Genomic DNA, 25716 nt, shown 5'->3' with positions numbered 1-25716 from the left:
AGAAAAAGGTTATGTCTTTAGATTTGCATCATAATAGTTCTTCAAACGGCGGTTTTCAACAAAATAGTCGGCCTAAAAACTGAATATAATTGAAAAAACACTGCAAATTATTGAATAACTAGCTCTTTTAAATTGTGGGGTGATGAAACTGGCAGACATGCCCTCTTGTCTCGGGGGTGGGGATCACAGGATAAACACAACATAATGGGTTGACCACTAATCTTATTTGTGTTGCGGCTAACTGCCTCGTGAAGGTTCGACTCCTTCCCCTACAGCGATTTTTTGAAGCCTGTTCCGGTAAGCGGAACAGGCTTTTTTGTTTTAAGCACTCCCCCACCGTCCAGCCTGCCTTAGCAACTTTCTTTTATTCCAGTTATTAATCAATCCCCTCTGATATACTTAATTGGGTGACATACAACACTCTACACCATAAGATTATTTTATTGTAACCCAGCACGTAAACAATTATTTAAATAATCCTTGTAAAGCCTTTACCATGGCCTATTCCCATATATAACCCATATATAAGCCATATATAAGCCATATACGACCCATATATAACCCATATTTAAGAGATATGGGTTATATATGGGTTATATATGGTTAGATAGTGGTTTATAGTTGAGTTACAGTAGGCAAGGCATAGGAATTACAACCATCTTAGAAGGTGTAGTAAAGCCATATTCCCGTTGGAGCCCCGGTTGATGATATAGCAAAAGGGTTGTATGCAGGGTGTCGAAGCATCGCCGCCCTGGCCCGTGGACATACTGTAGAAGGTCGAGTTAGAAGGGATGATTTCCCGCGAGATACAGCCCCCCGCAGTGGGCATGTGTTTGTAGCGCAGGGTGCAACCCCGGGGCCAGGTGGCCCCCGGGGATTTTAGGGCGTCCGGGGAAAACATTATTTTTGCAGCGATGGGACAAAAGAAATTACAACGCTTTGCAGAAATTGAGACGTTTCCGAATGTATTAATATACCCGGAAGGCATGCCGGGAAAATGGCATACGTTCTTCAAAAATAGCCATCCACTGACCCTGGAACTGGCCTGTGGTAAAGGAGATTATACACTGGGGCTCGCCCGCCGCTTCCCTGAAAGGAACTTCCTCGGCGTGGACCTGAAAGGCAACCGCATCTGGCGCGGCGCCAAGACTGCCCTGGAAGAACCATTACCCAATGCCGGCTTCCTCCGCACCCAGATAGATAAACTGGCCAACTATTTCGCCCCCGGCGAGATTAATGAGATATGGATCACCTTCCCTGATCCGTTCCTGCGCAATTCCAAGTCTAAAAAACGGCTGACACACCCCAGGTTCCTGCAGCTATACCAACCACTGCTGGCTAAGGACGGTACTATCAACCTGAAAACAGACTCGGCAGAACTATATGCCTTCACTCAGGAAGTGATCGCAGCGAGTGGCTGTACCTTAGTGGAAGATATTCCGGACATTTATGCCATGACGGAAGTACCTCCCCTGTTGCAGATAAAAACCTTCTATGAAGGAATGCACCTGGAAGACGGCCGTACTATCCGGTACCTGAAATTCAGACTGCCGGAGGCTCCGCTTGACTGGCGCGCCATAAAATTACCATCCGATGCCGAAGCCGTTGAAGGAGGGGATTGATTTCTACTACAATGAACACGGCTATATGGTGTTCACTGAACATTTCCTCCTTGAAAGGGGCTATTGCTGCGGTAACGGCTGCAAGCACTGCCCATACGCATATGAAAAAGTGCCCGAACCAAGACGTACCGATCTACTTGCCGGCCGGCAGACCGGCAATAAAGAAGAACAGAGTAACTATTGATGGAAGGCACGAAAAATAAAGGATGACGGAATATTAAATTTTAAAGCCGTACTTTGGCTTCCAGGAAAGCAACAGGTTAAACGGACTAAAACGACGCCCCTGGCGTATACTGTATTAGAAATTATTATATGTCGGTATTAAAGTTAAAGCTGGACCAGGATCAACTGCTGGAAGATTTCTTCGAATCGACCCACGTTATTGGTATTGTGTCTTCCGCCCGCGACTACCAACTGTGCTGGCAGATTAATAACTACATGCATCTTGATTTCCGGGTGAACAATTCCCTGGAAATTAACCTGTCCAAAAACAACAGGGCATTCTATTTCAGCGTTTTTGAGTTTGAGGAACCGACAAAATCGTCCGTTCATTATTTCTATAACAATCACTGTCAGGCAGAGTTCCTGCTGCCTGAACTGAAGAATGTAGACTATCTCTGGATGGTCAAAGGTGATTATTATCAGTTAGAGGACGTTAAGAAATTAATAGATCAATTACGCCACGTAGAGCTTGTACAATTAGTATCTTTATTGGATATTAGAGAGATCAAAAATAAGATGAATCTCATCTTCTGACCGGCACGCCTGGTCGTTCCTTCACCGAATTGCACCCGTGAACAAGGCTTTTGTTTCATGCTTAAATTCTTTTGTTATGTGGGAAGAAAAAAAGAACCAACTGTACCGTTCCTTCGAGTTTAAAAACTTCAGAGAAGCGTTCGCATTTATGACAAAAGTTGCCCTTGTTGCTGAAAAGATGGACCATCACCCTAACTGGACAAATGTTTATAACAAGGTAGAGATATACCTATGTACACATGATGCGGGAGGTGTGATCACGGAAAAAGACCATAAGCTGGCGAAAGCCATAGATGGCTTGTTGTAAAAATATATTAGCAAACAGTGATTCGTATTTATTTACTTTTCCTGTTGTTTTGTTACTCCATTAATGCTTCGGCCCATACATCCGCAAGAGACACCCTGGTAGCAGATTTCGATCATCTGTCTTCAACCGTCGATTTGCGGCCATACGTTATGAGCCTGGAGGATAAAGGGGGATTACTAACACCACAACAGATTATTTCAGCATCTTTTAACCACAACTATCACCTATTCCATGTAGAGAAAAAGCATATTGGAAAAGGCAATAATTGCTGGCTGAAACTGCATGTGAAGAATGCAGGCAGCCAGGATTCTGCACTGACACTTTTCACCGGCTGGCATGATGATATGAGCTGGTATGTGCAGGATACTACAGGCAGTCGTCCGCGCCTGCTGATGCAAACGGGTCTGATGAAAGACCGTGGCGATGTGGTGCGCTGGGAGCATTACGGATTCAATGTAATTGTACCTCCCGGACACACACGCACCTTCTTCCTTCATATCAATAACAAATATTACAACGAGAACGGGCTGATGCCTGTGCTCTTTGATGCCCTTCAATATAGCCAGTTCCGTACCAACCAACTGGAATATTTCCGGGGAGAAAGTATTCTGATCCATGTATTGCTCGGTATGTTGCTGGTATGCCTGGCTATTGCCGTCATCAACTACATACAGCTGCCAGACAAGTCATACATGTATTTTGCTGCATACATGCTGGGCCTGATCTTGTTCTTTACACTACGCCTGGAAAGCCAGCCCTATCAGCTATCGGTCTTCTATCGCTGGCCCATGCTCAAATATTACTGGGATGTTCCGGCGTTGCTGTTCTGCTTTTACCTGATGTACCTGGCATTCGGGAACACCTTCCTGAACCTGCAGGAGCGGTATCCTTTCATGGAGAAGCTGTTTACATCGGTGGCTGCAATTATCGGCGGTATTATCATTATCTGTTTCTATTGTATTGCCCAGGAGCAATACCAGGTGCCGGTGATGATATATAGCTATGTATACATTTCTACTTTACTTCCGCTGCTGGTGGTATTCATAGCACTGGCCAAACGTTCCCGGCATCATCCGCTGGTGCGCTTCTTCCTGTTTGGCTCCCTGTGTTTTTACATGGCCAGCTTCGGCTCCTTCCTGATGCTTATCCGCCCGCTGGGACTGATCAATGCTTTAGGTGAAATGTCGGCCCCTTCCCTACTCATCGTAGCAGGTGTATTGCTGCAATCCATGTTCTTCCTGGCAGGCCTTAGCTACCGGAACAAACTGGTGCATCATGAAAGGACCCGTACACAGGAACTACTCATCAAACAGCTGAATAAGAATAAAGAGCTGCAACATAAGCTGAATGAGCAACTGGAAGAACTGGTAAAAGAGCAGACCACTGAAATATTACGCAAGAAACAGGAGCTGGAAGAGCAACGCAAGATGCACCTGGAGACAGAATACGATAAAAAGCTGACGGAGATAGAACTGAAGGCCATCCGTGCGCAGATCAATCCCCACTTCATTTTCAACTGCCTGAATTCCATTCAGCTCTTTGTGATGCAGCGGGATTTTGAATACGCGCAGAAATATCTGTCAGACTTCTCTTATCTGATCCGTAAAACGCTGGACTTCTCCCGGCGTAATTTTATTTCCCTGGCAGATGAAATTGCTTATCTGAATACTTATCTTGGGTTGGAGAAGATGCGGTTCGAGCATAAGATGGAATACGAGATCATTGTCGATCCTGCCATTGCCACTTCAGAGCTGGAAGTACCTGCCATGCTGCTGCAACCTTATGTAGAGAATGCGGTGAAATATGGGATGACCAACAGTAATTATCCAATCGGTAAGCTGCTGATACAGTTCAACCAGACAGACCCCGATATGCTGGAATGCCTGATAGAAGATAATGGTATCGGCATCATCCGCTCCAAAACACTGCGCACATTGCCTAAACATCATCAGTCGTCTGGCATGGAGATCAGCTTTAACCGGGCGGAACTGCTGAACAAGATGTACAATACAGGTATACATATCGACGTCATAGACAAATCAGAAATTAATAATACAGAAAGTGGTACTATTGTAAGGATCCTGATTCCCCAACTCTAGCCATACAAGCATATTGGACTATGATAAAAGCAGTTATTATAGACGATGAACGCAATAGCCGGGACATCATATCCCTGATGCTGGAAAAATATTGCCCCGATGTACAGATCGCAGCTACTGCATCTGACTGCGCAGATGGCATTGCCACCATTCGTGAACATCAGCCGCAATTGGTATTCCTGGATCTTGAAATGCCCGATGGAACTGGCTTTGACGTATTACTAGGCACTAAGGATGTGCCCCCCTTTGAAGCAGTGTTTGTGACAGCTTTTGAGAAGAAGTTTCTCCACACCATACGCTTCAGCGAAGTAGAGATCATTCTGAAGCCTATTGACAGGGAAAGTTTGACGACTGCCGTCAATAAGATCACCAGCCGCATTCATGCAAATGCCAGCACTACCCGTTATAAGGTGCTCTTAGAAAATTTTAACAGCGGGAAAAATATCAACATGGACCTGGTGATCCCGCTTACACAGCAGGAGGATATGATCATCCCTCTGAATACGATCGCTTATCTCGAGGCCAATACTGAGAAGTGTACTATCCACCTGGTGGATAAGGAATTGCTGCAGGCGGAGCGTTCTTTCCGTTATTATACCGATCTGTTTGGCCCGCTGCGTTTCTATCAGATCAACAATCATCAGATGGTGCAGCTCTCTCAGATCAGTAATATTGAGAATGATGGTAACAAAGTGTTGCTGAAAAACGGCGTAAAGCTGGAGGTTGCTGACAGAAGGAAGAAGGATCTTGTCAGCCACTGGAAACAGTACAAATAAAAGAAAGAGGACGTAGTAAAATAAACGAAGGTCCCTGGAAACATAAAACCTACCTGATTCTCTCAGGTTCCCGGATAAAAAGAGGATGTAGCAAATTGATGAACGTCCTTAAAAGTGCATAAAACAGCTCATGACCGTATCAAATACCGGATAAAAGAGGACGTAGTAAAATAAACGAAGGTCCTTGGAAACATAAAGCCTACCTGATTCTCTCAGCTATGAGGATAAAAGAAAGAGCCTGCATCTTCCGATACAGGCTCTTTCTTTTATTTGTTGAAGGAAGTATTATCCGTTCATAGAGATCAGGAACTCTTCGTTGTTCTTAGTTCCTCTCATGTGTTGCAGCATGAAGTGCATAGATTCTTCTGTGTTCATGTCTGCGAGGTGATTACGCAGGATGTGGATGCGCTTCAGGATATCTTTTTCCAGTAACAGGTCGTCACGACGGGTAGAGGAAGCAGATACGTCAATAGCAGGGAAGATACGTCTGTTGGCCAGTTTACGGTCCAGTTGCAGTTCCATGTTACCGGTACCTTTGAATTCTTCAAAGATCACCTCATCCATTTTGGAACCTGTATCGATCAATGCTGTAGCAAGTATTGTTAAAGAGCCACCGTTTTCGATCTTACGGGCGGCGCCGAAGAACTGTTTAGGTTTCTGCATTGCGTTTGCTTCCACACCACCGCTCAATACTTTACCGGAGGCAGGAGCTACGGTGTTATGTGCACGGGCCAGACGGGTGATGGAATCCAGCAGGATCACTACATCGTGTCCGCATTCTACCAGGCGTTTTGCCTTCTGGAGAGCGATAGCAGATACTTTTACGTGTTTCTCAGCCGGTTCGTCAAATGTAGAGGCAATTACTTCTGCTTTTACACTACGTTCCATATCGGTTACCTCTTCCGGACGTTCATCGATCAGTACTACCATGAGGTATACTTCAGGATGGTTTGTTGCGATAGCGTTTGCTACTTCTTTCAGCAACATCGTTTTACCGACTTTAGGCTGTGCTACGATCAAGCCACGCTGACCTTTACCGATAGGGGTAAACAGGTCCATGATACGGGTTGAGTAGTTATTTGAAGTAGTAGTAAGGCGTAATTTTTCGAAAGGGAATAACGGCGTCAGGTAGTCGAATGGCACACGGTCGCGCACTTCTTCAGGAGACTTACCATTGATCGTTTCTACTTTCAGCAGTGCAAAATATTTTTCACCTTCTTTCGGAGGGCGTACGGAACCTTTAACAGTGTCGCCTGTTTTCAGTCCGAACAGCTTGATCTGTGAAGGAGAAACGTAGATATCGTCTGGTGAACTGAGGTAGTTATAGTCGGAGGAGCGCAGGAAACCGTAGCCATCAGGCATCATTTCGAGCACGCCTTCGCTGATAATTATACCATCAAATTCTATATTAAAAGCAGGTTCTTTCTTATTTGCAGGGAAGCGCTGTTTCTGCGCCAGCACCGGTTCTTCCGGCATTACGAAATCGTCTTCGTCCTCTTCTTCTTCCTCCTCTTCAGCTACGGGTAAAGATGTAATTACATCTTCCTCCTCTTCTTCTTCAGCATCTTCAGTAAATTGTGGAATGATCACATCATCATCATCGTCGAAAGTAAGAGAGGGGATGTCAAGGTCTATATCGAAGTTCTTTTTCTTTGGTTTGGTTTCCTGAGTTTTAGGTTCTTCCAATTCAGACTCTTTGCTTTTTACGCCACTGGCAGCTGGTTTTCTGCCGCGTTTGGGTTTTTCATCTGCAGCTGTGGTTTCTGCTACATGTGCTTCTTCAGCTTCTTCTTCTTTCTTTGATTTCCGCTTACGTGTTTTCTTTTCTTCTCCATTTGCCGGGTTACCTTCAGAGGCCATTACTGCCTGCTTATCGAGTATTTTGTAGATAAGATCCTGTTTGCTCAGTTTTTTGGCGTTTGGCACATCAAGTTTCTCTGCAATGTCAAGCAGCTCAGGAACGAGCATGTCGTTCAATTGTAAGATGTCGTACATCATCGTGTGTTGTCAAATTTAAAAGTGTTGTGAGGTGGGTACCACTACATACCAACATACACCAATTACAAATAATTGTTTTTTGAGTCCAATAAATTTAATCTGGTTATTAAATCTGATAGGGAATGTTGAGTTTAGGACTGCCGATGAAGATGGAAATTAGAACTTAATCAGGCAGATTATAACGCAAGATTAAAACAAGTTTCGCTATTATCCAAAAAAAATGCACTGCTCTAACCCGTTACAACAGCAGCCAGATAAGCTTCCGTGCAGTACATCCCCCTATAGAACCCTGTCCCATAGCCTGTCTATGGTCTTGACGCTGTATATCTATCAACATTCCTGCCAAACAGCGCGTAACAGGTAGCTATTTATTTTAACATTTTATTTACTCACCCGGCCCTATAACCCAATTCCACACTATGCAGTATGCTCTATATCTCTTAAATTTGCACACCAAAATTTATATTAATATGAGCCAAAGAGTGAAAGTCAAGCAGATACTGCAGGACGAAAAAACAGATTATCCTGTTGTGGTAAAAGGTTGGATACGGTCTTTCCGTAACAATCAGTTTATAGCGTTGAATGATGGCTCTACCAATAATAATATCCAGGTGGTACTGGACATTGATGCTGTTACGCCGGAATTGTTAAAACGTCTGACCACCGGCGCTGCCATCAGCGTATCCGGACAGGTGATCCCTTCCCTGGGTAAGGGTCAGCGCGTGGAAGTAAAAGCGATTGAACTGGAAATACTGGGCGACTGTGATCCGGAGAAATATCCACTGCAGTTGAAAAACCGCCCCAGTCTGGAATATCTGCGTGAAATAGCGCATCTGCGTTTCCGCACTAATACGTTCGGTGCTATCTTCCGTCTCCGTCATTCCCTGGCCTTTGCGGTACATAAATTCTTCAATGAGAGAGGATTTGTATATCTGCATACGCCAATCATTACGGCTTCAGATGCAGAAGGCGCAGGAGAAATGTTCCATGTAACATCCTTCGATCTTAAAAATCCGCCACTGACAGAAAGCGGCGAAATTGACTATAAAGAAGACTTCTTCGGCCGTGCTACCAATCTGACAGTATCCGGACAGCTGGAAGGAGAGCTCGGCGCCATGGCCTTTGGTGATATTTACACCTTCGGACCTACCTTCCGTGCAGAGAATTCCAACACTGCCCGTCACCTGGCGGAATTCTGGATGATAGAACCGGAAATGGCGTTCTATGATCTGGAAGACAACATGAACCTGGCAGAGGCATTCATTAAATCCGTTATTGGCTATGCACTGGAAAACAACAGGGAAGACCTGGAATTCCTCGCACAACGCCTGGCAGATGAAGAAAAACAGAAGCCACAGCAGGAACGCAGTGAAATGGGACTGATCGAAAAGCTGGAATTCGTACTGAACAACGAGTTCACACGTATCACCTATACCGAGGCCATCGACATCCTGAAGAACAGCAAACCTAACAAAACAAAGAAATTCAACTACCTCATAGAAGAATGGGGCGCCGATCTGCAGAGCGAACATGAACGTTACCTGGTAGAGAAACATTTCAAGAAACCAGTGATCCTGACGGATTATCCCAAAGCTATCAAAGCGTTCTACATGAAGCAGAACGAAGATGGCAAAACCGTACGGGCAATGGATATCCTCTTCCCTGGTATCGGTGAGATCGTAGGTGGTTCACAGCGCGAAGAGAACTACGATAAACTTGTTACACGCATGCAGGAAATGCACCTGCCTGTTGAAGAAATGAGCTGGTACCTCGATACGCGCCGCTTCGGTACTGCGCCTCACGCAGGTTTCGGACTCGGTTTTGAAAGGCTTGTGCTGTTCGTAACAGGTATGGGTAATATCAGGGATGTAATTCCATTCCCAAGAACACCGAAGAGCGCTGAATTTTAAATAAATTTGGAATTCATTGAGTAAGATATGAAACGCCGTTCCTGATCAGGGACGGCGTTTTTGCTTAATGAACATTGTTATCAGACACACGGCAACTATGGAGCCGATTGCCGCGATTGATCACGTTATGATGATGGCGGTGAATGATTACCTTATACATCATCTGGATTGTTTTATGGAATTTACCCGCCCCCGCATCTATATCCCTGAAAGCGCTTTCAGTCATTTATTCTTATACACTCTAAACCTATTCACTATGGCTGAAATAAATACCGGCAGCTCCGATCGCGGCCACAAAAGAGGAACCCGTTCAAGGAAATTAAGTACACGTGTAGACATGACACCTATGGTAGACCTGGGCTTTCTGCTCATCACTTTTTTCATGCTTACTACTGTGCTGACACAACCTCAGACGATGGACCTGAAGATGCCCGCAGATGATAAGGAACATCCACAAGCACTGGCGGAAAGCAAATCCCTCACCATTTTGCTCGGGGCCAACAACAGCGTTAGGTACTATGAAGGCATCGGTAATGATCCCCTCCATCCTCCGGTAGTAAAGGCTTCTTCTTTTGCCAATAACCATGGCATACGGGATGTCATTATAGACAAACGTGAGCGGGTCATCAAACAACATAAGGAAGACGGCCTGATGGTACTCATCAAAGCAGATAAATCTGCCAATTATAAGAACGTGGTGGACATTATGGATGAGATGCTGATCAATCATGTGGAAAGATATGCGATGGTAGACATTACGCCGGAAGATGTAGCTTACTTAAAATAAGTTAACTTAGTAATGTAAAACTCATTACTATGGCACTAACTCAATCCATTCCAGTTGTGGACCTCGCCGCCTTTACTTCGGGCGATGCTGCCAGTAAAGCCGCTTTCGTGGAGCAGCTTGGTAAAGCTTACGAAGAAGTAGGTTTTGTAGCGGTAAAAAATCACGGCATCTCCGACGAGCTCATTGCAAAACTGTACAAATACGTACAGCTGTTCTTCACATTACCGGCAGAGACCAAGCGATCTTACGAGATCCCCGAACTGGCCGGCCAGCGCGGTTATACCTCTTTCGGTAAGGAACATGCCAAAGGATATGAAGCGCCAGATCTGAAGGAATTCTTCCAGTTTGGACAAACTGTGGAAGATGATGATCCGATCAGTAACGAATATCCGCCAAATGTAGCGGTAAAGGAGATCCCTGCTTTTTCGCCCACCTTTTTCGATGCATACCGTGCTTTCGAAAAATCTGGTAAAGCACTGCTACAGGCGATCGCGATCTACCTGGGACTGGATGAGCATTACTTTGACGAATATATACACAATGGCAATTCCATACTGAGGGCCATCCACTACCCTCCTATTACGCAGGAACCTGCTTCTGCCATCCGTGCAGAGCAGCATGAGGACATCAACCTCATTACCCTGCTGGTAGGCGCTTCTGCTGATGGTTTGCAGATACTGGACAAACAGGATAACTGGGTGCCTGTCACATCACTGCCGGAGCAGATCGTGGTGAATGTAGGCGATATGCTGCAAAGACTGACAAACAATCGCCTGAAATCAACCACACACCGCGTAGTAAACCCACCCCGCGATATGTGGCATACGAGCCGTTTCTCCATTCCGTTCTTCCTTCATCCCAAATCAGAGATGCCACTGAACGCACTGGAGAGCTGTGTAACGGATGAAAATCCGCTGGCTTATGAACCCATCACCGCCGGTGAATACCTGGATGAAAGATTGAGAGAAATCGGCCTGAAGAAATAACGGCTGCTCATAGAAAAAACAGGGCTGAAAGACAGATCGTCTGCTTTTCAGCCTTGTTTATAGTCATATACACGAATATTTTCTAATTGACACTTTCCTGCGCCCCCAATTGCTTTTTGGCCAAGGTCTTTTCCACTTCCAGCACTGCCGTATTGCCACTGAACAATTGTACAAAATAGTCCTTCATCTCCTGCGTCATCCGGTAATCGTTCTGTGGGAAGTTCAGAAAATAACTGTGCTGCCGGCCTACCTGGTCGTGAAAGTTGACGTAACTCGCATTGTTCGCCAACGGACGTTTCAGCTTTTCTCCCAGCTGAGGCGTCATGGTAAGCAGGTGAGCCCCCTTCAGCTGCCAGTCTGACCGGTTGTAATGAATATAGATCTTATTCGCAAAGCGGATGCGCTCTACCCATTCCTTATGGCCTTTTGAAGGTACGCATGCCGCATTCAGTATAACATTGTCAATGAACGGCTCCGCATTCAACTGATCATAAGGCTGGTGTTTCATCATTTCCATGAAAATGATGTTTCCCATACTATGACAGAATGTAGAAACTTTTATATGCTCTGCCCAGTCTTCTTTTTCCCGGCGGGCCTGCTGTATGAGCTGCAGTAGCCGGAAGTAATGGGCCGCTGATAACCTCGCATTGCTACGGGCAAACTTAAAGTTCCTCGAGGGCTTGTAGGTCGTGTTGATGCTGGCATAATCAAACATGACTACATTCACATTATACTGCGAACGCATTAATAATGCCCGTTCCACGTTGGTAGTAAAGATCTTCCCCATCCCTTCCGCATATACGACTATATCGCGCTTCTCCGGCATCAGCCGCATTGCATCTGTCAGAGTCTGCACCTGGATGACGTTCCATTTACCGGCCTGTTTTTGCAGGACGAAGTATTTCAACCCTGCCGTATCCACAAATTCATCCACAAAACGCAGACTATCCTTGTACAGGTGCCTGTTAGTAACGAATACCAGGCAGGTATCCGTCACGGCCGGCCTGACACAAGTGGTCTGCAGGCTAAAATTGCCCCAATAAGCGTCGCTGTTGTAATATGACAATTGTGCATGTGCGCTGACTGAAATCGTTATGCATAGGAGAATGAGGAGTTTTCTCATAAACTACTTTATTATTAAACCATTCAATACCAACCGCTTAAAGGTTATCATACTAGGGTGGGAATATGGATTGACCTGAAAGTATAGTTTATATACAACAAGGATTATGCCTGTACGCTTCTCACTTAACAAAAGAAAATCAATTGTTTGTCGTTTTCCTGTTTGATATTGTCAGGAAATTATTGAAATTCGGGCAGCCGATTAATTGCCAAAAAGTGTTTCTGCGTCACATTCCTTTCTTACGGGCTGTTTTTATGCACAGCATCACTGCGTACGGGGGACCCCAGGGTCACCTGGCTATGATGTTGAAAACGTTCGTACACCAGAGAAGGGATGTAACCGAGCAGGAGCTGATGGAGTACAACGCATTCTGCCAGCTCTTACCAGGTGCGTCTTCCTCACAGACGCTGACACTCATTGGTTACAAACGGGGCGGCGTAACGCTGGCTGTAGCCACACTCCTGATATGGATAGCTCCTGCCTGCCTGTTAATGGGATCGCTCAGTTTCCTGTTGCAATATTTTGACCAGAAAGCCCTGAACGTAGATATCTTTAAGTACGTACAGCCAATGGCTGTTGGTTTTCTGATATATGGCAGCCTGCGGGCGTTTAAGATCAGCATCCGCAGCCTGGCTACTGCCGTCATTATGGCGGTTTCCCTGCTCACAGCATACTTTTTCAAATCTCCCTGGACCTTTCCCGCGTTAATCATCCTGGGTGGGATCGTATCCAATTTCAGTAATAAGCGTATTCCTGACATTAAAGACAAGCCTAAAAAGATACAGTGGACGAACATCTGGCTGTTTGCCCTGCTGTTCATACTGGCGGGTTTCTTTTCCGAGCTGGCGCGTACACATGACTGGATCACGCGCCGTCCGTTCAACCTGTTTGAGAACTTCTACCGTTTCGGTAGCCTGGTGTTTGGCGGTGGGGACATCCTGATAGCGATGATGCTGGAACAGTATGTATCACGCTCCAACACCCGCTTTATGAATGCGGAAGAGCTGCTGACCGGAGCCGGTATCATGCGGGCTTTACCCGGCCCTACTTTTTCTATTACTGCATATGTAGGCGGCATGGTAATGCGCAGCCTTGGGCCGGGTTATCAGTTGCTGGGATGCATGCTGGCGCCTATTGCCATCTTTCTACCCAGCCTGCTGCTGGTTTTATTCTTCTTTCCTATCTGGCATAACCTGAAGAAATACGTTGTCATCTACCGGGCATTGGAAGGTATCAATGCCACCGTAGTGGGGATCATGTGGGCAGCCACGATCATATTGTTCCTGGCTATCCCACTTACCTGGTACAACGTTGCAATTACCATTGCTACCTTAGTTATTCTCACTGCATCACGTATACCGTCCCCATTTATAGTATTGGCCTGCCTGCTACTGGGTTGGCTGATGTAAGGCTTTATTTAGGCTTGGTCGTTGTCTGATTCCTTTTGAACACCATTGCAGCCAGACCTGCTGCCAGCAAGCCAAGAATACCATTGGTGAAAAACACGTTACCGAACAGGTAGATCCAGAAATTATCTTCCGTCTGTGCACCTGAGATGAAGTGCAGGGCTATCGTAAACAATGTAACAATAAACACGGCCCATATCGTAGTTCTAAATCCCATAGCGAATAATGCCATGGCAGAGGTCTTTTCATGATGCTGGCTGTTATAGTGAATAACGGAGAACAACACCCCCAGGAACATCAGCAGATTTCCGAAGTACCCCGTCCATAAAGCGCCCGCCATATTAGTGAAATAAAATATAACAGTGAAGATAAGGGACACAACTGCTATAATGATCCCATAAACAGGAGCAAGATTGACATGATGGCGATGATTTGCTGTTTGCATAACGGTTCCGTTTTAAGGTGAAAAAATCATTGTGCTGTAGATTCAATATGCTGGATCACTTTACGCAGATCATTCTTTGTTTTATCTATATCTTTCCAAAGATCACCTACATCCCTGATCCTGTCTGCCATGTTCCCAATATTAAAATCGGCAATGGCAAGATCATCGGTCAGCTCATCCCAGTTCAAAGGTGCGGAAACAGTAGCTCCCGGCTTAGGACGTACGGAATAAGGAGAAGCGATGGTCTGTCCACGGCTGTTCTGCATATAGTCTATATACACTTTTTTATTTCGTTTCGATTTATTGCGGATCACACTTGTAATAGCTGGTAACTCCTGCTGCACCTGTTTCGCCACGTATTCGGCGAACAGGCGGCAGGTTTCATAATTATATTTAGCGCCAGTAGGCACATAAATGTGCAGTCCTGAAGCGCCGGAAGTTTTACAAAATGCCGTCAGCCCGAGTTGGTCCAGCAAGGCCTTGATAGCCTGTGCAGTTTCTACCACATGTTTAAAGGCAATATTCTCAGGATCGAGGTCCAGTACCAGGTAATCCGGGTTGTCCAGGTTTTTCACCCGTGACAGCCAGGGATTGATCTCGATACATCCAAGATTGACCATATACGCCAGCGTGGCGGCGTTGTTGCAAACGAGGTAATCCACATCACGGGAGGCAGAAGCAGCATGTAGTTGTACCGTTTTCAGCCAGTCCGGAGCCGATTCTGTATCAATATCCTTCTGATAGAAACCAGGGTCATTAATGCCATTGGGGAAACGGTGCAAGCTTAGTGGGCGGTCTTTCAGGAAAGGCAATACATAGTCGGCCATCTCCATATAATAATCCAGCAGTGTCCCTTTTGTGATCTTTTCGTCCGGCCAGTATACTTTCTGCTGGTTGGTCAACGTCACCTTTTTACCATTCAGGGTTACCACACGTTCCTTTTCATGCGAACGCGCAGCGGCTGGAGCAGCATGTGCTGCGGCTTTTTTTGTGGCCATCTTTGTAGGTTTTGCAGTTTCCTTATGGACTTCTTTTGCTGTCTTGTCCTTCCTCAATCCCATGAATATTGGCTGACGCAGATGCCTGTCGCTGGTCCAGGAGGAGAATTTCACCTGACATACCAGCTCGGGTTTCACCCAGGTGACAGGTGTATTCGTTTTTACCTTCTCCTTCAACGGAGAGGTCTTTTGCCGGTAAGGCTGCATCTTATCATACAGCTCGTTGATAAGCGCTCCATTCAATCCGCCGCCACAGTTACCGACATATTTCAATTCATTATTATCATCGTAGATACCCAGCACCAGCGATCCTATTTTCTTCCTGCTTCCCTGCGGATCCGTATACCCGCAGATGATAGCTTCCTGTTCATCCACAATCTTGATCTTCAGCCAGGACATAGATCTGCGGCCTTCAGCGTAGAGACTCTCTGCTTCTTTGGCAATGATGCCCTCCCAACCTTTCTGCTGGGCCGTTTTATACAGCTTTTCACTATCGTCCAGTACATGTTCAGAGTAGATCACTGTTTTGCTACCCAGCTGTGCGACGACATCTTTCAACAGTTCCTTTCGCTGAATAAGTGGCAATGCCTGCAGGTCCTGCCCATCCAACTGCAACATGTCGAACGCCACATACACCAGGTTGCCGGAGGCATCATTCTTATAGTTCTGCAACGCCTGAAAATCTGAGGTGCCGTCTTTTTTCAGGATCACTACTTCCCCATCCAGCACTACATCATGCTTCAAGCCTTCCAGTGCTTTCACTACTTTCGGATAGTCTTTATTAAAAGACAAATGATTTCTTGAATACAACTCTACTTTTCCTTTCCGCACGTCGGCTATTGCCCTGTAACCGTCCCATTTAGTTTCAAACAGCCAACCTTCCCTGCTAAACGGCTTATCTACCAAAGTCGCCATCATGGGCGTAAACAGCTCCTTCTTAGCGGATGCTGCTTTTGCTTTTGCCGGTGCTACTTTTTTTTTAGTACCCTTCATCTTCTCTTTCTCTTTCACACCTCTGTCCTTGATACGTTGCGGCGTAAAGTTTTCACTGTCGTAAGCTGACTTCACCGCATAATCGTCTTTATGTTTTAGCAGTAACCAGGCATTGTCATCCGAGTTTTTCATTTTCACGAGGGCAAACTCACCTTTCACTTTCTTACCTTTCAGGCGTATTTTCAGGTTACCTTCCCGGATTTCTTTGTTCGCTTCTTTATCAAAATCTTTACCCTCTTCATGCAGCAGTTCATAGTTCCCTTTGTCCCATACGTAGACGAAGCCTGCGCCATAATTCCCTTCCGGGATGACACCTTCAAAGTCTTTATAGTCATAAGGGTGGTCTTCCACCTGCATGGCCAGTCGTTTGTCAGACGGGTTCATGGAAGGGCCTTTCGGTACAGCCCAGCTTTTTAATACACCATCTACTTCCAGTCGGAAGTCGTAGTGTAAACGGGAGGCATGATGCCGCTGTATCACGAAGATGTGTTGTTTACCTGCACTCTTCTTCTTCGCGCCTTTAGGCTCGGAAGTGACGTTAAAATTGCGCTTCTCATCGTATGTTCTCAGACTCATGATGCACGTTTTTTATGACTACGGCTACTGCTGCTGCCAGACCCGCCGGTATTCCCCAGACTCGCTTTCAGCTGATCGAACAGATCGGTGCTCTTGGTATGTACGATCTTCATTTTCTTCACTGTACGGCGTTTGCCACTTGCTTTGGCTTTGATGATCTTGAGCAATTCTTCATGATAAGTATCTCTAAATTGACTGATGTCAAATTCAGTAGTATAACTTTCCACGAGTTGCACCGCCATATCCAGTTCTCTCTTGCTGATCTTGCTATCGGAAGGGAGAGACAATTCTTCCGGCGAACGTATTTCCTGTTCAAACCTCAATTGTTGCAACATCAGGTAGTTGTCGCGGGGACGTATAATGACGAGATGTTCACTCGTTCTGAGTACAAAACGCCCCAGTCCGGCCTTACCCGTTTTCTGCAATGTTTTCAGCAATAATTCGTATGCTTTCACGCCCGCTTTGTCGGGTTCTATGTAGTACGGTGTTTCAAAATAGATATCGTCTATCTCCGCCTGATCTACAAAGGACTCGATCGTGATGATCTTGCTTTTTTCAGGAGCAGCCTCCTGAAAATCTTCGTCTTCCAGGATAACATATTCATCGTTTAGCAGGTATCCCTTCACGATCTGTTCCCAGGGCACTTCTTTTCCTGTGTCTTCATTCACACGTTTAAACTTTATATGGGCGTGATCCTTTCTATCCAGCATGTCCAGGTCCAGTCTGCTGTCCTGCACGGCGCTGTACAATTTGATGGGTATATTCACTAACCCAAAACCGATTGTTCCTGACCAAACAGCTCTCATAAAAAATAATTTAAGGGTGATGTTGAATAAAAACCAAACTATATGCCATGGCACGCGATTTGGATTTTTATGCTTTGTAACAAAAACCTTTATTTATGGAAAAGCCAGGCGAAATGACCACCCTTAGCCGGGTGATGCAAAAATTGCATGACAAGGGCCTCGATCATGAATTAAAGATGAGTGACCATGGCAGAATGCAGAATGTTGAAAAACAAAAAATATACAATCCGGAAGAACTGAAGATCATTAAAACGTACAGGTTTGAGGGGGAATCTGACCCGGCTGATATGTCAGTGTTGTATCTGATAGAAGATCAGGACGGTGAGATAGGCTATGTACTGGATGCTTATGGCGCCTATAGTACACATGAGGAATCCGGATTTGACGAATTTCTACAGAAAATACCAGTAGAAGACAGGGAAGATCAGTTGATCTTCGCATAATATAACTCGTTTTAAAAAAGCAGGGACCAGGATTAAGCGACAGGGTGATATCAGCTTAATTCCTGCTCCCTGCTTTCATTTTAACAGGTTTCTTTTCCTGTGAGTGTGATTTCATGAATTTCAGCAGTACTTTTTCATCGTTATGAAGGCCTCCGGTGGATGCTTTATTCCTTCCGGCGCGTAATTCTTCCAGATAAGGTTCCAGATCACACCGTTCATAAGCTTCGAGAATCCTGGGATGGATATAGTATTTCTTGCAGACGGCCCTTGTATTACCCAGTTTTCCGGCCACACTGTCGATAATATGCACCAGGTTCTGTTTACATTCTGTTGCTGAGCTGAACGGGGTAAGATCAGCCAGCAGATTAAGTGCATTCACGGTACCTGACCATGTTCTGAAATCTTTACAGGTATACTCTTCTCCTGTCCACAGCTTCAGGTATTCGTTAATATCTCCGGAATCGAGGCTCTTATGCTCCTCTCCCTCGTAATATTGAAATAATTCCTGTCCGGGGATATCCCTGACCTTCTGTAGCAATTTGGCTAATTGGGCGTGTTTTAGCGTGATTTTGTGCAGGATGCCCTTCTTTCCCTTGAATTTAAAAAAGGCCGTATTTCCGTCTATTTTGACGTGTTGCACCTGTAATGTGGTAAGTCCGTATGAGCCATATAACTTTTCATAGGAAGCATTGCCTACCCGGATAAGGGTTTCCTGCATAACGCTGAGCGCGATAGCTGTAACCTTTTCTTTATCAAGGGTTTTCTTACGCAGGGCAGCCGCGATATGCTTGCGTAATTGCGGTAGTTTCTCCCCAAAATGTAGCAGGCGGTCGTACTTGGTTTCATTGCGCACCCTTGCCCAGGTGGAGTGGTAGCGGTATTGCCTCCGTCCCAAAGCATCAATACCAGTAGCCTGTAAATGGCCATTAGCATATGGGCAGATCCACACGTTTTCCCAGGCGGGAGGCAGTACCAGCCCCCGGATCCTGGAGAGGACCTCTTCGTCCGTAATAATCTCGCCGTGCTGATCACGGTACTGAAAGCCGTCTTTCACTCTTTCCCGGCTATACCCTGTAGTACCAGACTTCACATATCGTAATTTCACCGCTTTGGCTGTAGCCATCGCTTCTGCAATCAGGTCTATCATCTTTCAGTGTTTCTAGTAAGAAAGGCCTCTTACATTGTTGTAATGCAGAGGCCTCCCGGGTTCCCATCTATATCTTTCTTATTCAGCAGCAGCTTCTTCGTTTATGGAAGATTCTGCCAGTTGAGTAAGTAATACGTCTGTTTCCTTTTCTTCGTTCAGTGTCTGCTCGAGCAGTCGTGCTGCATCTTCATGTCCCATTCTGCCTGCCAGTGTACGGAGGCTGCCGTAGGTGGAGATCTCGTAATGTTCGATCTTCTGGCTGCAGATGATCAGACCTGCATCTCTAACAGCAGTATCTTCTTCTGTGTCATCTATACATTCCTGTCCTTCTGCTATCAGACCTTCCATGGCCGGGCATTTTTTTGCCTTAGGCGTCTGGCCCAGTGATTCAAATACCCTTTCAAGGCGGGTTACATGTTCTCTTGTCTGTTCCTGGTGGTGCGCGATGGCATCCATGAGTTCTTCTGAAGTAGCGGCCTTTTGCATTTTACCGAGGGCTTTCACCAGCGCTTTTTCTGCCCAGTACATGTCTTTTAACTGGTCCAGGAACAATTGATGGAACTTGGAGTTCGGCATGTCTTCATTTTGGTTTCTGCTGCTCCTGGAACGGGATGAGCTGCTTGTTCTGGATGAACTGCTACGGGACGTAGACATTGATTTGCTGTTTGCAGCACTTCTACCGGTTGTCCGGGACTGGGACTGATTATTGCCTGTCCGGGATTTTGATTGGGTTCTTGTTGCCATATTATTTGGAGTTTAATAGTGATCAATTTACTCTTCCGGAATTACTCTGGAGTCTTCTTCGTCGTAACTATTGAAGCTTTCCATGATCGTTTTGTCGGGGAAGAGATCCGGCGATCTTTCCTGTACATCTTCCCTGTCCTGCTCTGCGATGAATTCCGCCCTTTCTTCTGTAGCCAGTTCCTCTTCCTTTTTCTTTGCTTTCGGGTTAGGAGGGGAACGTTTGATATCGTGGTCAGGTACTTCATTCGGCACAGGAGGCGGAGGTCCTGGCGGCGATGGCGGAGGTGTTATTTCCGGACCTGATGGTCTTGGCGGTTCCTCTTTTGGAGGGGGCTGCTTTTCAGGCACCCCACCCGGAGGAGGATTACCCGCTGACATATGATAATATTGCATAGTCTGAGTTTTTTACGTGAATGATTGCTTTTACAGTTGTGCAGTAGTATCCGGGCGCTTTTCAACCATGTGCTGTTTGTTATAAAAGACAAAGTTCATTCCATCACCTATCAGCATACCTGCGGAATACATATCAGACATAGCTCTATTATGTCAAAACCCTTACCTGCAAAGCATTTAAACAGTATAATACTTACTGTAACGCTTATATGAAGCGATTTAGCAGCCACGACAGGAATGCCTGTAGAATATGCATTTCACTGTGTGGAAATTGTTGGATAGTTGTAAATTCGAAAACTTACTACAATCACCGGGAAAAATGCATATACCTGTACAAAAGAAGATCAGATTAGGATTCTTCATCGCTTTTACTGTTATCATAGTTGCCTCTATATGTTCCTTCCTGGTAACGAAAAATCTGCTGGACAATGCCCGCTGGCTGAATCACACCATAGAGATATCCAAAAGTCTGGAAGTGATCACAAAACAGCTGAAGGATGCAGAATCAGCTATCCGGGGGTACAGTATTACCAGAGATACCGCTTTTCTGCGGCCCACCATGCAGCAACGCAGTATCAAGATAGAAGAGGAGTATATGATGCTTCGCAGAATAACCGCCGACAACCAACAGCAGCAACTGCATCTGGACACTCTGAAAAAACTGCTGGACAAGAAATACCAGCAACTGATAGCCGGAGAAGCCAAACTGACCTCTCCGCAGAAGGACACCTCGGCGGTATGGGAGGGGGAAAAATCTATGGAGAGGATAGACCGTAAGGTCCAGGACATGTTAAACATAGAAAACACCAAGTTGCAGCAGAAATCGAGGTTACAGAGCTTCTTTTCGGCCATCTGGATACCGGTGATCTTTATTTCCTCGCTTATGGCCATCCTCATTGGCATCTATTCATATGTGACCCTCACACGGGAATTCCGGCTGCAATTGCATATTGAATCCCGTCTGAAGTCTTATCAGCATGACCTGCAGCAAAATATCAAACTGCTGAATAAATCTAACGAGGAACTGGAGCAGTTTGCCTATGTGGCGTCTCACGACCTGCAGGAGCCTTTGCGGAAGATCTCTACTTTCAGCGACCGCCTGCAGACCAAATACGGCGACCAGTTGCCTTCCGATGCTACAGATCTGATACACCGTATGGTGGGCGCCGTAGGAAGAATGCGGATACTGATCAACGACCTGTTATTGTTTTCGAGGGCGGGGCGTATCACTCCGGAAAATATCGTGAAAGTAGATATGACACAGCTTATACAGGAGGTGATCAGTGACCTGGAGGTCAGTCTGCAGGAAAAGAGGGCGGTCGTTAATATTGCATCCATTCCGGTTATAGAGGGAACGCCTACGTCCTTTCACCAGTTATTCCAGAACATTATCGCCAATGCGATCAAATTTGCTCATCCTGAGCGGCAGCTGGTGATTAACATCAGAGCTGAGCAGGAAAATAATGAATGTAAGATCTTCATTGAGGATAATGGTATAGGTTTTGACCCTGCATATGCCGAACGCATCTTTTTATTATTTCAAAGGCTACATGGTATGAGTGAATATTCCGGCACCGGTATAGGGCTGGCCATCTGTAAAAAAATAGTGGATAGCCATCACGGGCATATTACCGCATTGGGAACACCTGGCCGGGGCGCTACCTTTATCATTACTTTACCATTAACACAAACTCTCTATAATGAAGAAAGTTAAAAGCGCCGGAAAAATTAGCATTCTTATTGCTGAGTTGAATTTACCCATGTTGGGAAAATATCGGTTCAAATAACGGAACTGCCAAATGCTTAGAGAATGACAGATCAACCCGTACACATACTAATGATAGACGATGATGAGGACGATTTTTTCCTCGTCAGCCAGTTATTGCAAGACATTTCTCCGGGGCAGTACCAGCTGGACTGGGCGCCTACTTATTCTAAAGCGGTAGAACAAATAGACAGGAAGGTACATGACATTTACCTCGCCGACTATCGTCTGGGGCCTTATACAGGTATAGACATCCTTCACCACTTCCAGCAGCTGGATTACAAGGCGCCGGTGATTATGCTGACCGGTAAGGGGGACTATACGATAGATAAGGAAGCGATGCAGGCGGGGGCTTCCGACTACCTGGTAAAAGGCGAGATCAGTGCCGACCTGCTGGAACGCTCTATCCGTTATGCGCTGGACGAAGCCCGCCATCTTCGTATCATAGAAGAAAATGAGAAGAAGTATTTCGGTGTATTTGAAAAGGCACATGACCTCATTATCCTTGCAGACTGTAACAAGAATGTGATTGACGCCAATCCTTCTGCTATCAGGACTTTACAATACACCAAAGAAGAGATGTTACAGCTGAACCTCAAGCAGCTATTCTTCCAGGAGGAGCAGTGCAAACATTTCTTCGATCATATCTGCGGAGTAGAAACAAGTGTACGTACGGAGTATAACTTCCTCACCAAACAGGGAAAGAAACTCGATGTGATGGTGAGTGCTGTAACGCTGGATGAGCAGGAGCAGATCTTCCTTTGTGTGGTGCAGGATATTACTGAGAGAAAGCGGGAGGAGCTGGAAAAACAGCAACAGCAGAAGTTCGTTGTAACCGGCCGTATTGCGCGTGTGATAGCGCATGAGGTACGCAATCCGCTGACAAATATTCTATTGGCGGTAAGTCAGTTCAAAGGTGAGCCCGTCAGCGTGGAAGATAGCCAGATATATGTCGATATCATTGAGCGGAACTGTACCCGCATCAATCAGCTGATCACAGAACTGCTGCATTCAACAAGGATGATAGAACTGAACATCCGGCCTCACGGTATCAATGAACTGACAGACAAAGCACTGGCGCTGGCGCAGGACCGTTTGCAGCTCAATGAGATCAGCGTGAAGAAAGATTATCTCAAGCAGGATGTCATGATCCCTGCGGATGAAGATAAGGTGGTGATTGCGTTGCTGAACATCATCATCAATGCGGTGGAAGCTATGACACCCGGAAAGGGATTACTTACTTTACAGACCGCCAAACAACGGGATAAGGCGGTGATCACTATCACTGACAACGGTCCTGGTATTCCGGAAGAAACCAAAACACGGTTATTTGATCCATTCTTTACCAATAAGCCGAAAGGAACTGGTTTAGGGTTAACGAGTACACAGAATATCATCATGAACCATAAAGGCACTGTACATGTGGAGAGTGAGATCGGGGAAGGAAGTGTGTTTACAATTGTGCTGCCATTGAACTAAAAACATTAACAGTCAGGAAATGGATGCTACAGACATACCAGCATTCATTTCCTGATTTGCTATATCACTGCGCCTTCAGCTTTTCGTCTGCGTTCTCAATTGCTTCTTCCACTGAGTGGGATTCCTTCATTGCCATTCTTTTCTTTGTTTCTTCTGCCAGCCTCGTGTAATAGTTATGCAGCGTATCCAACTCTTCTTCTGTCAGGTTTTCCACTACAATGAGGCGGTTGCTGGCCAGCTTATTTGCTGCGATCAATTCATTCAGTTTCAGTTGTACTGACTTGGAGTCTTTATTCTGTGATTTCTGGATAATGAATACCATCAGGAAAGTGATAATTGTTGTACCGGTATTGATCACCAGCTGCCAGGTATCGGAATATCCGAAAAACGGCCCGGTAATACCCCATACAATAATAGCCGCCAAGGCAATAAAGAAAGCCCATTGCGACCCGGTAGCCTGCGCCACTTTCGAGGAAAAGCGCTCAAAGAAGCCGGCGCTTTTTTTATCCCCGTTCTCCATCTGCTGCTGATTATTTTGCGGATCCATAAATGCAAGGTTTTATACACATAAAATGGCAAATAGCATACCGGGCATAGAAAAGGCCCGCTGGATAACGGGCCTGTGTTCAGTATAAACAAACATTAAATTGATATCGCTAGTAATTAATATTGAGTAATCTTAGTTTATTGTACAAGGTTTTACGGTCGATGTTCAGTAGTTGCGCTGCTTTCGTCTTATTGTATTTCACCTCTTTGAGTACATTGATGATCTTGTTGTACTCTGCCTGCAGTGCGACTGTTTTCAGGTCATTCTCATTTGTGATGGAGATCAGTTCACCCGACATATTCACCTGGTGATCTTCCTCGTATGGTTGCTGTGCAAACGACTCTTTCATTTCCAGCGGCAATGTAGACAATGTGATGTCTTCATGCTCCGGGGTGAGGAGGCATGCGCGGCGTATCACGTTTTTCAGTTCACGGATATTACCAGGCCAGTTGTATCTGCTGAAACATTCCCATACTTCATTGGTGATCTTACCACAGTTCTTTTGCAGTTCTCTTTCCACCTGGCGCATAAATGCGTCGACAAACAGCGCAAGGTCTTCCACCCTCTCGCGCAGTGGCGGAATGTAGATGGTGAACTCATTGAACCTGTGGAAGAGGTCTTCACGGAAGCGGCCTTTTGCTACAGACTCAGAGAGTTTTTCGTTGGATGCTACGATAATCCGTACATCTATTGGTATCTCTTTGAGGCTGCCCACTCTGCGGATCACCTTTTCCTGGATCACGCGCAATAAGGCTACCTGGATATCGTAAGAAAGATTCGCTACTTCGTCCAGAAACAGGGTACCACCATGGGCCTGTTCGAAGGCGCCTATTTTGGTATTGATAGCGCCTGTAAAAGATCCTTTCTCATGACCGAACAGTTCACTTGCTGCCAGTTCTTTGGAAAGGCTACCACAGTCCAGCGCTACGAAGGGCTGGTTATGCCGTTTACTATGATGATGGATGAGGTGTGCTACAGATTCCTTACCTGTACCGGTTTCACCGAAGATGATCACACTGTAGTCGGTAGGCGCCACCAGTTTAATCTGGCGGAAAAGTTCCTTTGCGCCGTTACTTTCACCATAAACGTATTTATGGTTTTTGTCCAGCATTTCACCATCGGGCTCTCCATCTGAGGATTCGGGTACGGATCCGTTACCAGCGGAGGTACCATTTACTGTACGCATTGGCATAGATTCTTCACGTTCACGTTCAGCATCCATGTGAGCAAACGCTTTGTGCACCAGGTTCAATATTTCGTCGGGATAAAGTGGCTTGGAAAGGTAGTCGTAGGCACCGTTCTTCACCATATCCACCGCAACTCTGACATCGGTATACCCAGTGATGATGATCACGATAGTACGAGGGTTGATCTGAAGAATATCCTGCAGCAACTGCGCACCATCTGTGTCTTTCAACCGGTAGTCGCACAACACCAGGTCGAAAGTTTTTTCTTTCATCATTTTCAAAGCAGTTGCACCGCTCATGGTAGTATCCACCTTGAAGCCATGTTTACCTAGAAACTTGCTTAATAACGTACAAATATTGATCTCATCATCAATTATCAGAATATTTCTCATAATATTTATATGTGGTGTTTGACAACTGCTA

The 25716-nt window shown here is 45.7% G+C and carries 23 protein-coding genes; 13 read left to right on the top strand and 10 right to left on the bottom strand.

What is annotated here, in order from left to right; all coding sequences use genetic code 11:
• Positions 1-914: 914 nt before the first annotated feature.
• The 6 genes from trmB to L3C95_RS04615 all read left to right on the top strand — a co-directional run bounded on the left by trmB (position 915) and on the right by L3C95_RS04615 (position 5560).
• Positions 915-1622, top strand: a complete 708-nt coding sequence (gene trmB / locus L3C95_RS04640) for a tRNA (guanosine(46)-N7)-methyltransferase TrmB (RefSeq protein ID WP_236385572.1) — start codon at positions 915-917, stop codon at positions 1620-1622.
• On the top strand, positions 1594-1806 hold the full coding sequence (locus L3C95_RS04635; protein ID WP_236385570.1) for a DUF5522 domain-containing protein: 213 nt from the start codon (positions 1594-1596) through the stop codon (positions 1804-1806). The genes trmB and L3C95_RS04635 overlap by 29 nt, the downstream gene beginning before the upstream one ends.
• 128 nt (positions 1807-1934) lie before the next feature.
• Entirely contained in the window at positions 1935-2378 is a 444-nt protein-coding gene (locus tag L3C95_RS04630; protein WP_236385568.1) for an IPExxxVDY family protein, read from the top strand.
• A gap of 37 nt (positions 2379-2415) precedes the next feature.
• Complete coding sequence (locus L3C95_RS04625) at positions 2416-2685, top strand: 4a-hydroxytetrahydrobiopterin dehydratase (protein WP_317207678.1); 270 nt, start codon at positions 2416-2418, stop codon at positions 2683-2685.
• Positions 2686-2702: 17 nt separating this feature from the next.
• Positions 2703-4784: a histidine kinase gene (locus L3C95_RS04620; protein ID WP_236385565.1), complete on the top strand. Its 2082-nt coding sequence runs from the start codon at positions 2703-2705 to the stop codon at positions 4782-4784.
• Between the two features lie 20 nt (positions 4785-4804).
• The gene (locus L3C95_RS04615; RefSeq protein WP_236385564.1) at positions 4805-5560 is read left to right on the top strand and encodes a LytR/AlgR family response regulator transcription factor; all 756 of its coding nucleotides are present in this window, start codon (positions 4805-4807) and stop codon (positions 5558-5560) included.
• A gap of 285 nt (positions 5561-5845) precedes the next feature.
• Here the strand turns inward: L3C95_RS04615 and rho are convergent, their stop codons facing one another.
• Positions 5846-7528: a transcription termination factor Rho gene (gene rho / locus L3C95_RS04610; protein WP_236386008.1), complete on the bottom strand. Its 1683-nt coding sequence runs from the start codon at positions 7526-7528 to the stop codon at positions 5846-5848.
• A gap of 500 nt (positions 7529-8028) precedes the next feature.
• Here rho and asnS point away from each other — a divergent pair, with 500 nt between their 5' ends.
• From asnS to L3C95_RS04595, 3 genes are all read left to right on the top strand, one after another.
• Positions 8029-9468: an asparagine--tRNA ligase gene (gene asnS / locus L3C95_RS04605; protein WP_236385563.1), complete on the top strand. Its 1440-nt coding sequence runs from the start codon at positions 8029-8031 to the stop codon at positions 9466-9468.
• 256 nt (positions 9469-9724) lie between these two features.
• Complete coding sequence (locus L3C95_RS04600; RefSeq protein ID WP_236385562.1) at positions 9725-10255, top strand: ExbD/TolR family protein; 531 nt, start codon at positions 9725-9727, stop codon at positions 10253-10255.
• Positions 10256-10284: 29 nt separating this feature from the next.
• On the top strand, positions 10285-11241 hold the full coding sequence (locus tag L3C95_RS04595; RefSeq protein WP_236385561.1) for an isopenicillin N synthase family dioxygenase: 957 nt from the start codon (positions 10285-10287) through the stop codon (positions 11239-11241).
• 82 nt (positions 11242-11323) lie between these two features.
• On the opposite strand, the gene L3C95_RS04590 is transcribed toward L3C95_RS04595, so the two are convergent.
• The gene (locus L3C95_RS04590; RefSeq protein ID WP_236385560.1) at positions 11324-12364 is read right to left on the bottom strand and encodes an alpha/beta hydrolase; all 1041 of its coding nucleotides are present in this window, start codon (positions 12362-12364) and stop codon (positions 11324-11326) included.
• Positions 12365-12618: 254 nt separating this feature from the next.
• On the opposite strand from L3C95_RS04590, the gene chrA reads away from it, so the two are divergent.
• Positions 12619-13773, top strand: coding sequence for a chromate efflux transporter (gene chrA, locus L3C95_RS04585; RefSeq protein WP_236385559.1), 1155 nt, complete (start codon positions 12619-12621; stop codon positions 13771-13773).
• A gap of 4 nt (positions 13774-13777) precedes the next feature.
• On the opposite strand, the gene L3C95_RS04580 is transcribed toward chrA, so the two are convergent.
• The 3 genes from L3C95_RS04580 to L3C95_RS04570 are packed head-to-tail and all read right to left on the bottom strand — an operon-like array spanning position 13778 to position 17588.
• A complete protein-coding gene (locus L3C95_RS04580; RefSeq protein ID WP_236385558.1) occupies positions 13778-14215 on the bottom strand; it encodes a hypothetical protein in 438 nt (145 codons plus the stop codon).
• Between the two features lie 26 nt (positions 14216-14241).
• Positions 14242-16782: a DNA ligase D gene (ligD, locus tag L3C95_RS04575; protein WP_236385557.1), complete on the bottom strand. Its 2541-nt coding sequence runs from the start codon at positions 16780-16782 to the stop codon at positions 14242-14244.
• The gene (locus tag L3C95_RS04570; protein WP_236385556.1) at positions 16779-17588 is read right to left on the bottom strand and encodes a Ku protein; all 810 of its coding nucleotides are present in this window, start codon (positions 17586-17588) and stop codon (positions 16779-16781) included. The genes ligD and L3C95_RS04570 overlap by 4 nt, the downstream gene beginning before the upstream one ends.
• 95 nt (positions 17589-17683) lie before the next feature.
• On the opposite strand from L3C95_RS04570, the gene L3C95_RS04565 reads away from it, so the two are divergent.
• Entirely contained in the window at positions 17684-18031 is a 348-nt protein-coding gene (locus L3C95_RS04565; RefSeq protein ID WP_236385555.1) for a hypothetical protein, read from the top strand.
• 55 nt (positions 18032-18086) lie between these two features.
• On the opposite strand, the gene L3C95_RS04560 is transcribed toward L3C95_RS04565, so the two are convergent.
• The 3 genes from L3C95_RS04560 to L3C95_RS04550 all read right to left on the bottom strand — a co-directional run bounded on the left by L3C95_RS04560 (position 18087) and on the right by L3C95_RS04550 (position 20315).
• Complete coding sequence (locus L3C95_RS04560; protein WP_236385554.1) at positions 18087-19178, bottom strand: DNA topoisomerase IB; 1092 nt, start codon at positions 19176-19178, stop codon at positions 18087-18089.
• 78 nt (positions 19179-19256) lie between these two features.
• Entirely contained in the window at positions 19257-19754 is a 498-nt protein-coding gene (locus tag L3C95_RS04555) for a ferritin-like domain-containing protein (RefSeq protein ID WP_236385553.1), read from the bottom strand.
• A 195-nt stretch (positions 19755-19949) separates the two neighbouring features.
• Positions 19950-20315: a hypothetical protein gene (locus tag L3C95_RS04550; protein WP_236385552.1), complete on the bottom strand. Its 366-nt coding sequence runs from the start codon at positions 20313-20315 to the stop codon at positions 19950-19952.
• A gap of 319 nt (positions 20316-20634) precedes the next feature.
• Between L3C95_RS04550 and L3C95_RS04545 the strand changes: the two genes are divergently transcribed.
• A complete protein-coding gene (locus tag L3C95_RS04545; RefSeq protein WP_236385551.1) occupies positions 20635-22029 on the top strand; it encodes a sensor histidine kinase in 1395 nt (464 codons plus the stop codon).
• 96 nt (positions 22030-22125) lie between these two features.
• Positions 22126-23559 carry a hybrid sensor histidine kinase/response regulator gene (locus L3C95_RS04540; protein WP_236385550.1) on the top strand — a complete coding sequence of 478 codons (1434 nt, stop codon included), beginning with the start codon at positions 22126-22128 and terminating at the stop codon, positions 23557-23559.
• 64 nt (positions 23560-23623) lie between these two features.
• On the opposite strand, the gene L3C95_RS04535 is transcribed toward L3C95_RS04540, so the two are convergent.
• Complete coding sequence (locus L3C95_RS04535) at positions 23624-24106, bottom strand: low affinity iron permease family protein (RefSeq protein ID WP_236385549.1); 483 nt, start codon at positions 24104-24106, stop codon at positions 23624-23626.
• A gap of 109 nt (positions 24107-24215) precedes the next feature.
• Positions 24216-25685: a sigma-54-dependent transcriptional regulator gene (locus tag L3C95_RS04530; protein WP_236385548.1), complete on the bottom strand. Its 1470-nt coding sequence runs from the start codon at positions 25683-25685 to the stop codon at positions 24216-24218.
• Positions 25686-25716 lie beyond the last annotated feature (31 nt).

It is taken from the genome of Chitinophaga filiformis, assembly GCF_021646545.1.
In the GTDB taxonomy this organism is placed as follows: Bacteria; Bacteroidota; Bacteroidia; order Chitinophagales; family Chitinophagaceae; genus Chitinophaga; species Chitinophaga filiformis_A.
This window is presented reverse-complemented; position numbering and strand designations above follow the sequence as displayed.

Coding starts and splice junctions, on each gene's coding strand:
- L3C95_RS04570 (WP_236385556.1), bottom strand. CDS start 17,588: ATGAGAGCTGTTTGGTCAGGAACAATCGGTTTTGGGTTAGTGAATATA.
- L3C95_RS04635 (WP_236385570.1), top strand. CDS start 1,594: ATGCCGAAGCCGTTGAAGGAGGGGATTGATTTCTACTACAATGAACAC.
- L3C95_RS04560 (WP_236385554.1), bottom strand. CDS start 19,178: ATGATAGACCTGATTGCAGAAGCGATGGCTACAGCCAAAGCGGTGAAA.
- L3C95_RS04615 (WP_236385564.1), top strand. CDS start 4,805: ATGATAAAAGCAGTTATTATAGACGATGAACGCAATAGCCGGGACATC.
- L3C95_RS04590 (WP_236385560.1), bottom strand. CDS start 12,364: ATGAGAAAACTCCTCATTCTCCTATGCATAACGATTTCAGTCAGCGCA.
- ligD (WP_236385557.1), bottom strand. CDS start 16,782: ATGAGTCTGAGAACATACGATGAGAAGCGCAATTTTAACGTCACTTCC.
- L3C95_RS04565 (WP_236385555.1), top strand. CDS start 17,684: ATGGAAAAGCCAGGCGAAATGACCACCCTTAGCCGGGTGATGCAAAAA.
- chrA (WP_236385559.1), top strand. CDS start 12,619: ATGCACAGCATCACTGCGTACGGGGGACCCCAGGGTCACCTGGCTATG.
- L3C95_RS04555 (WP_236385553.1), bottom strand. CDS start 19,754: ATGCCGAACTCCAAGTTCCATCAATTGTTCCTGGACCAGTTAAAAGAC.
- L3C95_RS04530 (WP_236385548.1), bottom strand. CDS start 25,685: ATGAGAAATATTCTGATAATTGATGATGAGATCAATATTTGTACGTTA.
- L3C95_RS04550 (WP_236385552.1), bottom strand. CDS start 20,315: ATGCAATATTATCATATGTCAGCGGGTAATCCTCCTCCGGGTGGGGTG.
- L3C95_RS04545 (WP_236385551.1), top strand. CDS start 20,635: ATGCATATACCTGTACAAAAGAAGATCAGATTAGGATTCTTCATCGCT.
- trmB (WP_236385572.1), top strand. CDS start 915: ATGGGACAAAAGAAATTACAACGCTTTGCAGAAATTGAGACGTTTCCG.
- L3C95_RS04630 (WP_236385568.1), top strand. CDS start 1,935: ATGTCGGTATTAAAGTTAAAGCTGGACCAGGATCAACTGCTGGAAGAT.
- L3C95_RS04535 (WP_236385549.1), bottom strand. CDS start 24,106: ATGGATCCGCAAAATAATCAGCAGCAGATGGAGAACGGGGATAAAAAA.
- L3C95_RS04595 (WP_236385561.1), top strand. CDS start 10,285: ATGGCACTAACTCAATCCATTCCAGTTGTGGACCTCGCCGCCTTTACT.
- asnS (WP_236385563.1), top strand. CDS start 8,029: ATGAGCCAAAGAGTGAAAGTCAAGCAGATACTGCAGGACGAAAAAACA.
- L3C95_RS04580 (WP_236385558.1), bottom strand. CDS start 14,215: ATGCAAACAGCAAATCATCGCCATCATGTCAATCTTGCTCCTGTTTAT.
- L3C95_RS04600 (WP_236385562.1), top strand. CDS start 9,725: ATGGCTGAAATAAATACCGGCAGCTCCGATCGCGGCCACAAAAGAGGA.
- rho (WP_236386008.1), bottom strand. CDS start 7,528: ATGCTCGTTCCTGAGCTGCTTGACATTGCAGAGAAACTTGATGTGCCA.
- L3C95_RS04540 (WP_236385550.1), top strand. CDS start 22,126: ATGACAGATCAACCCGTACACATACTAATGATAGACGATGATGAGGAC.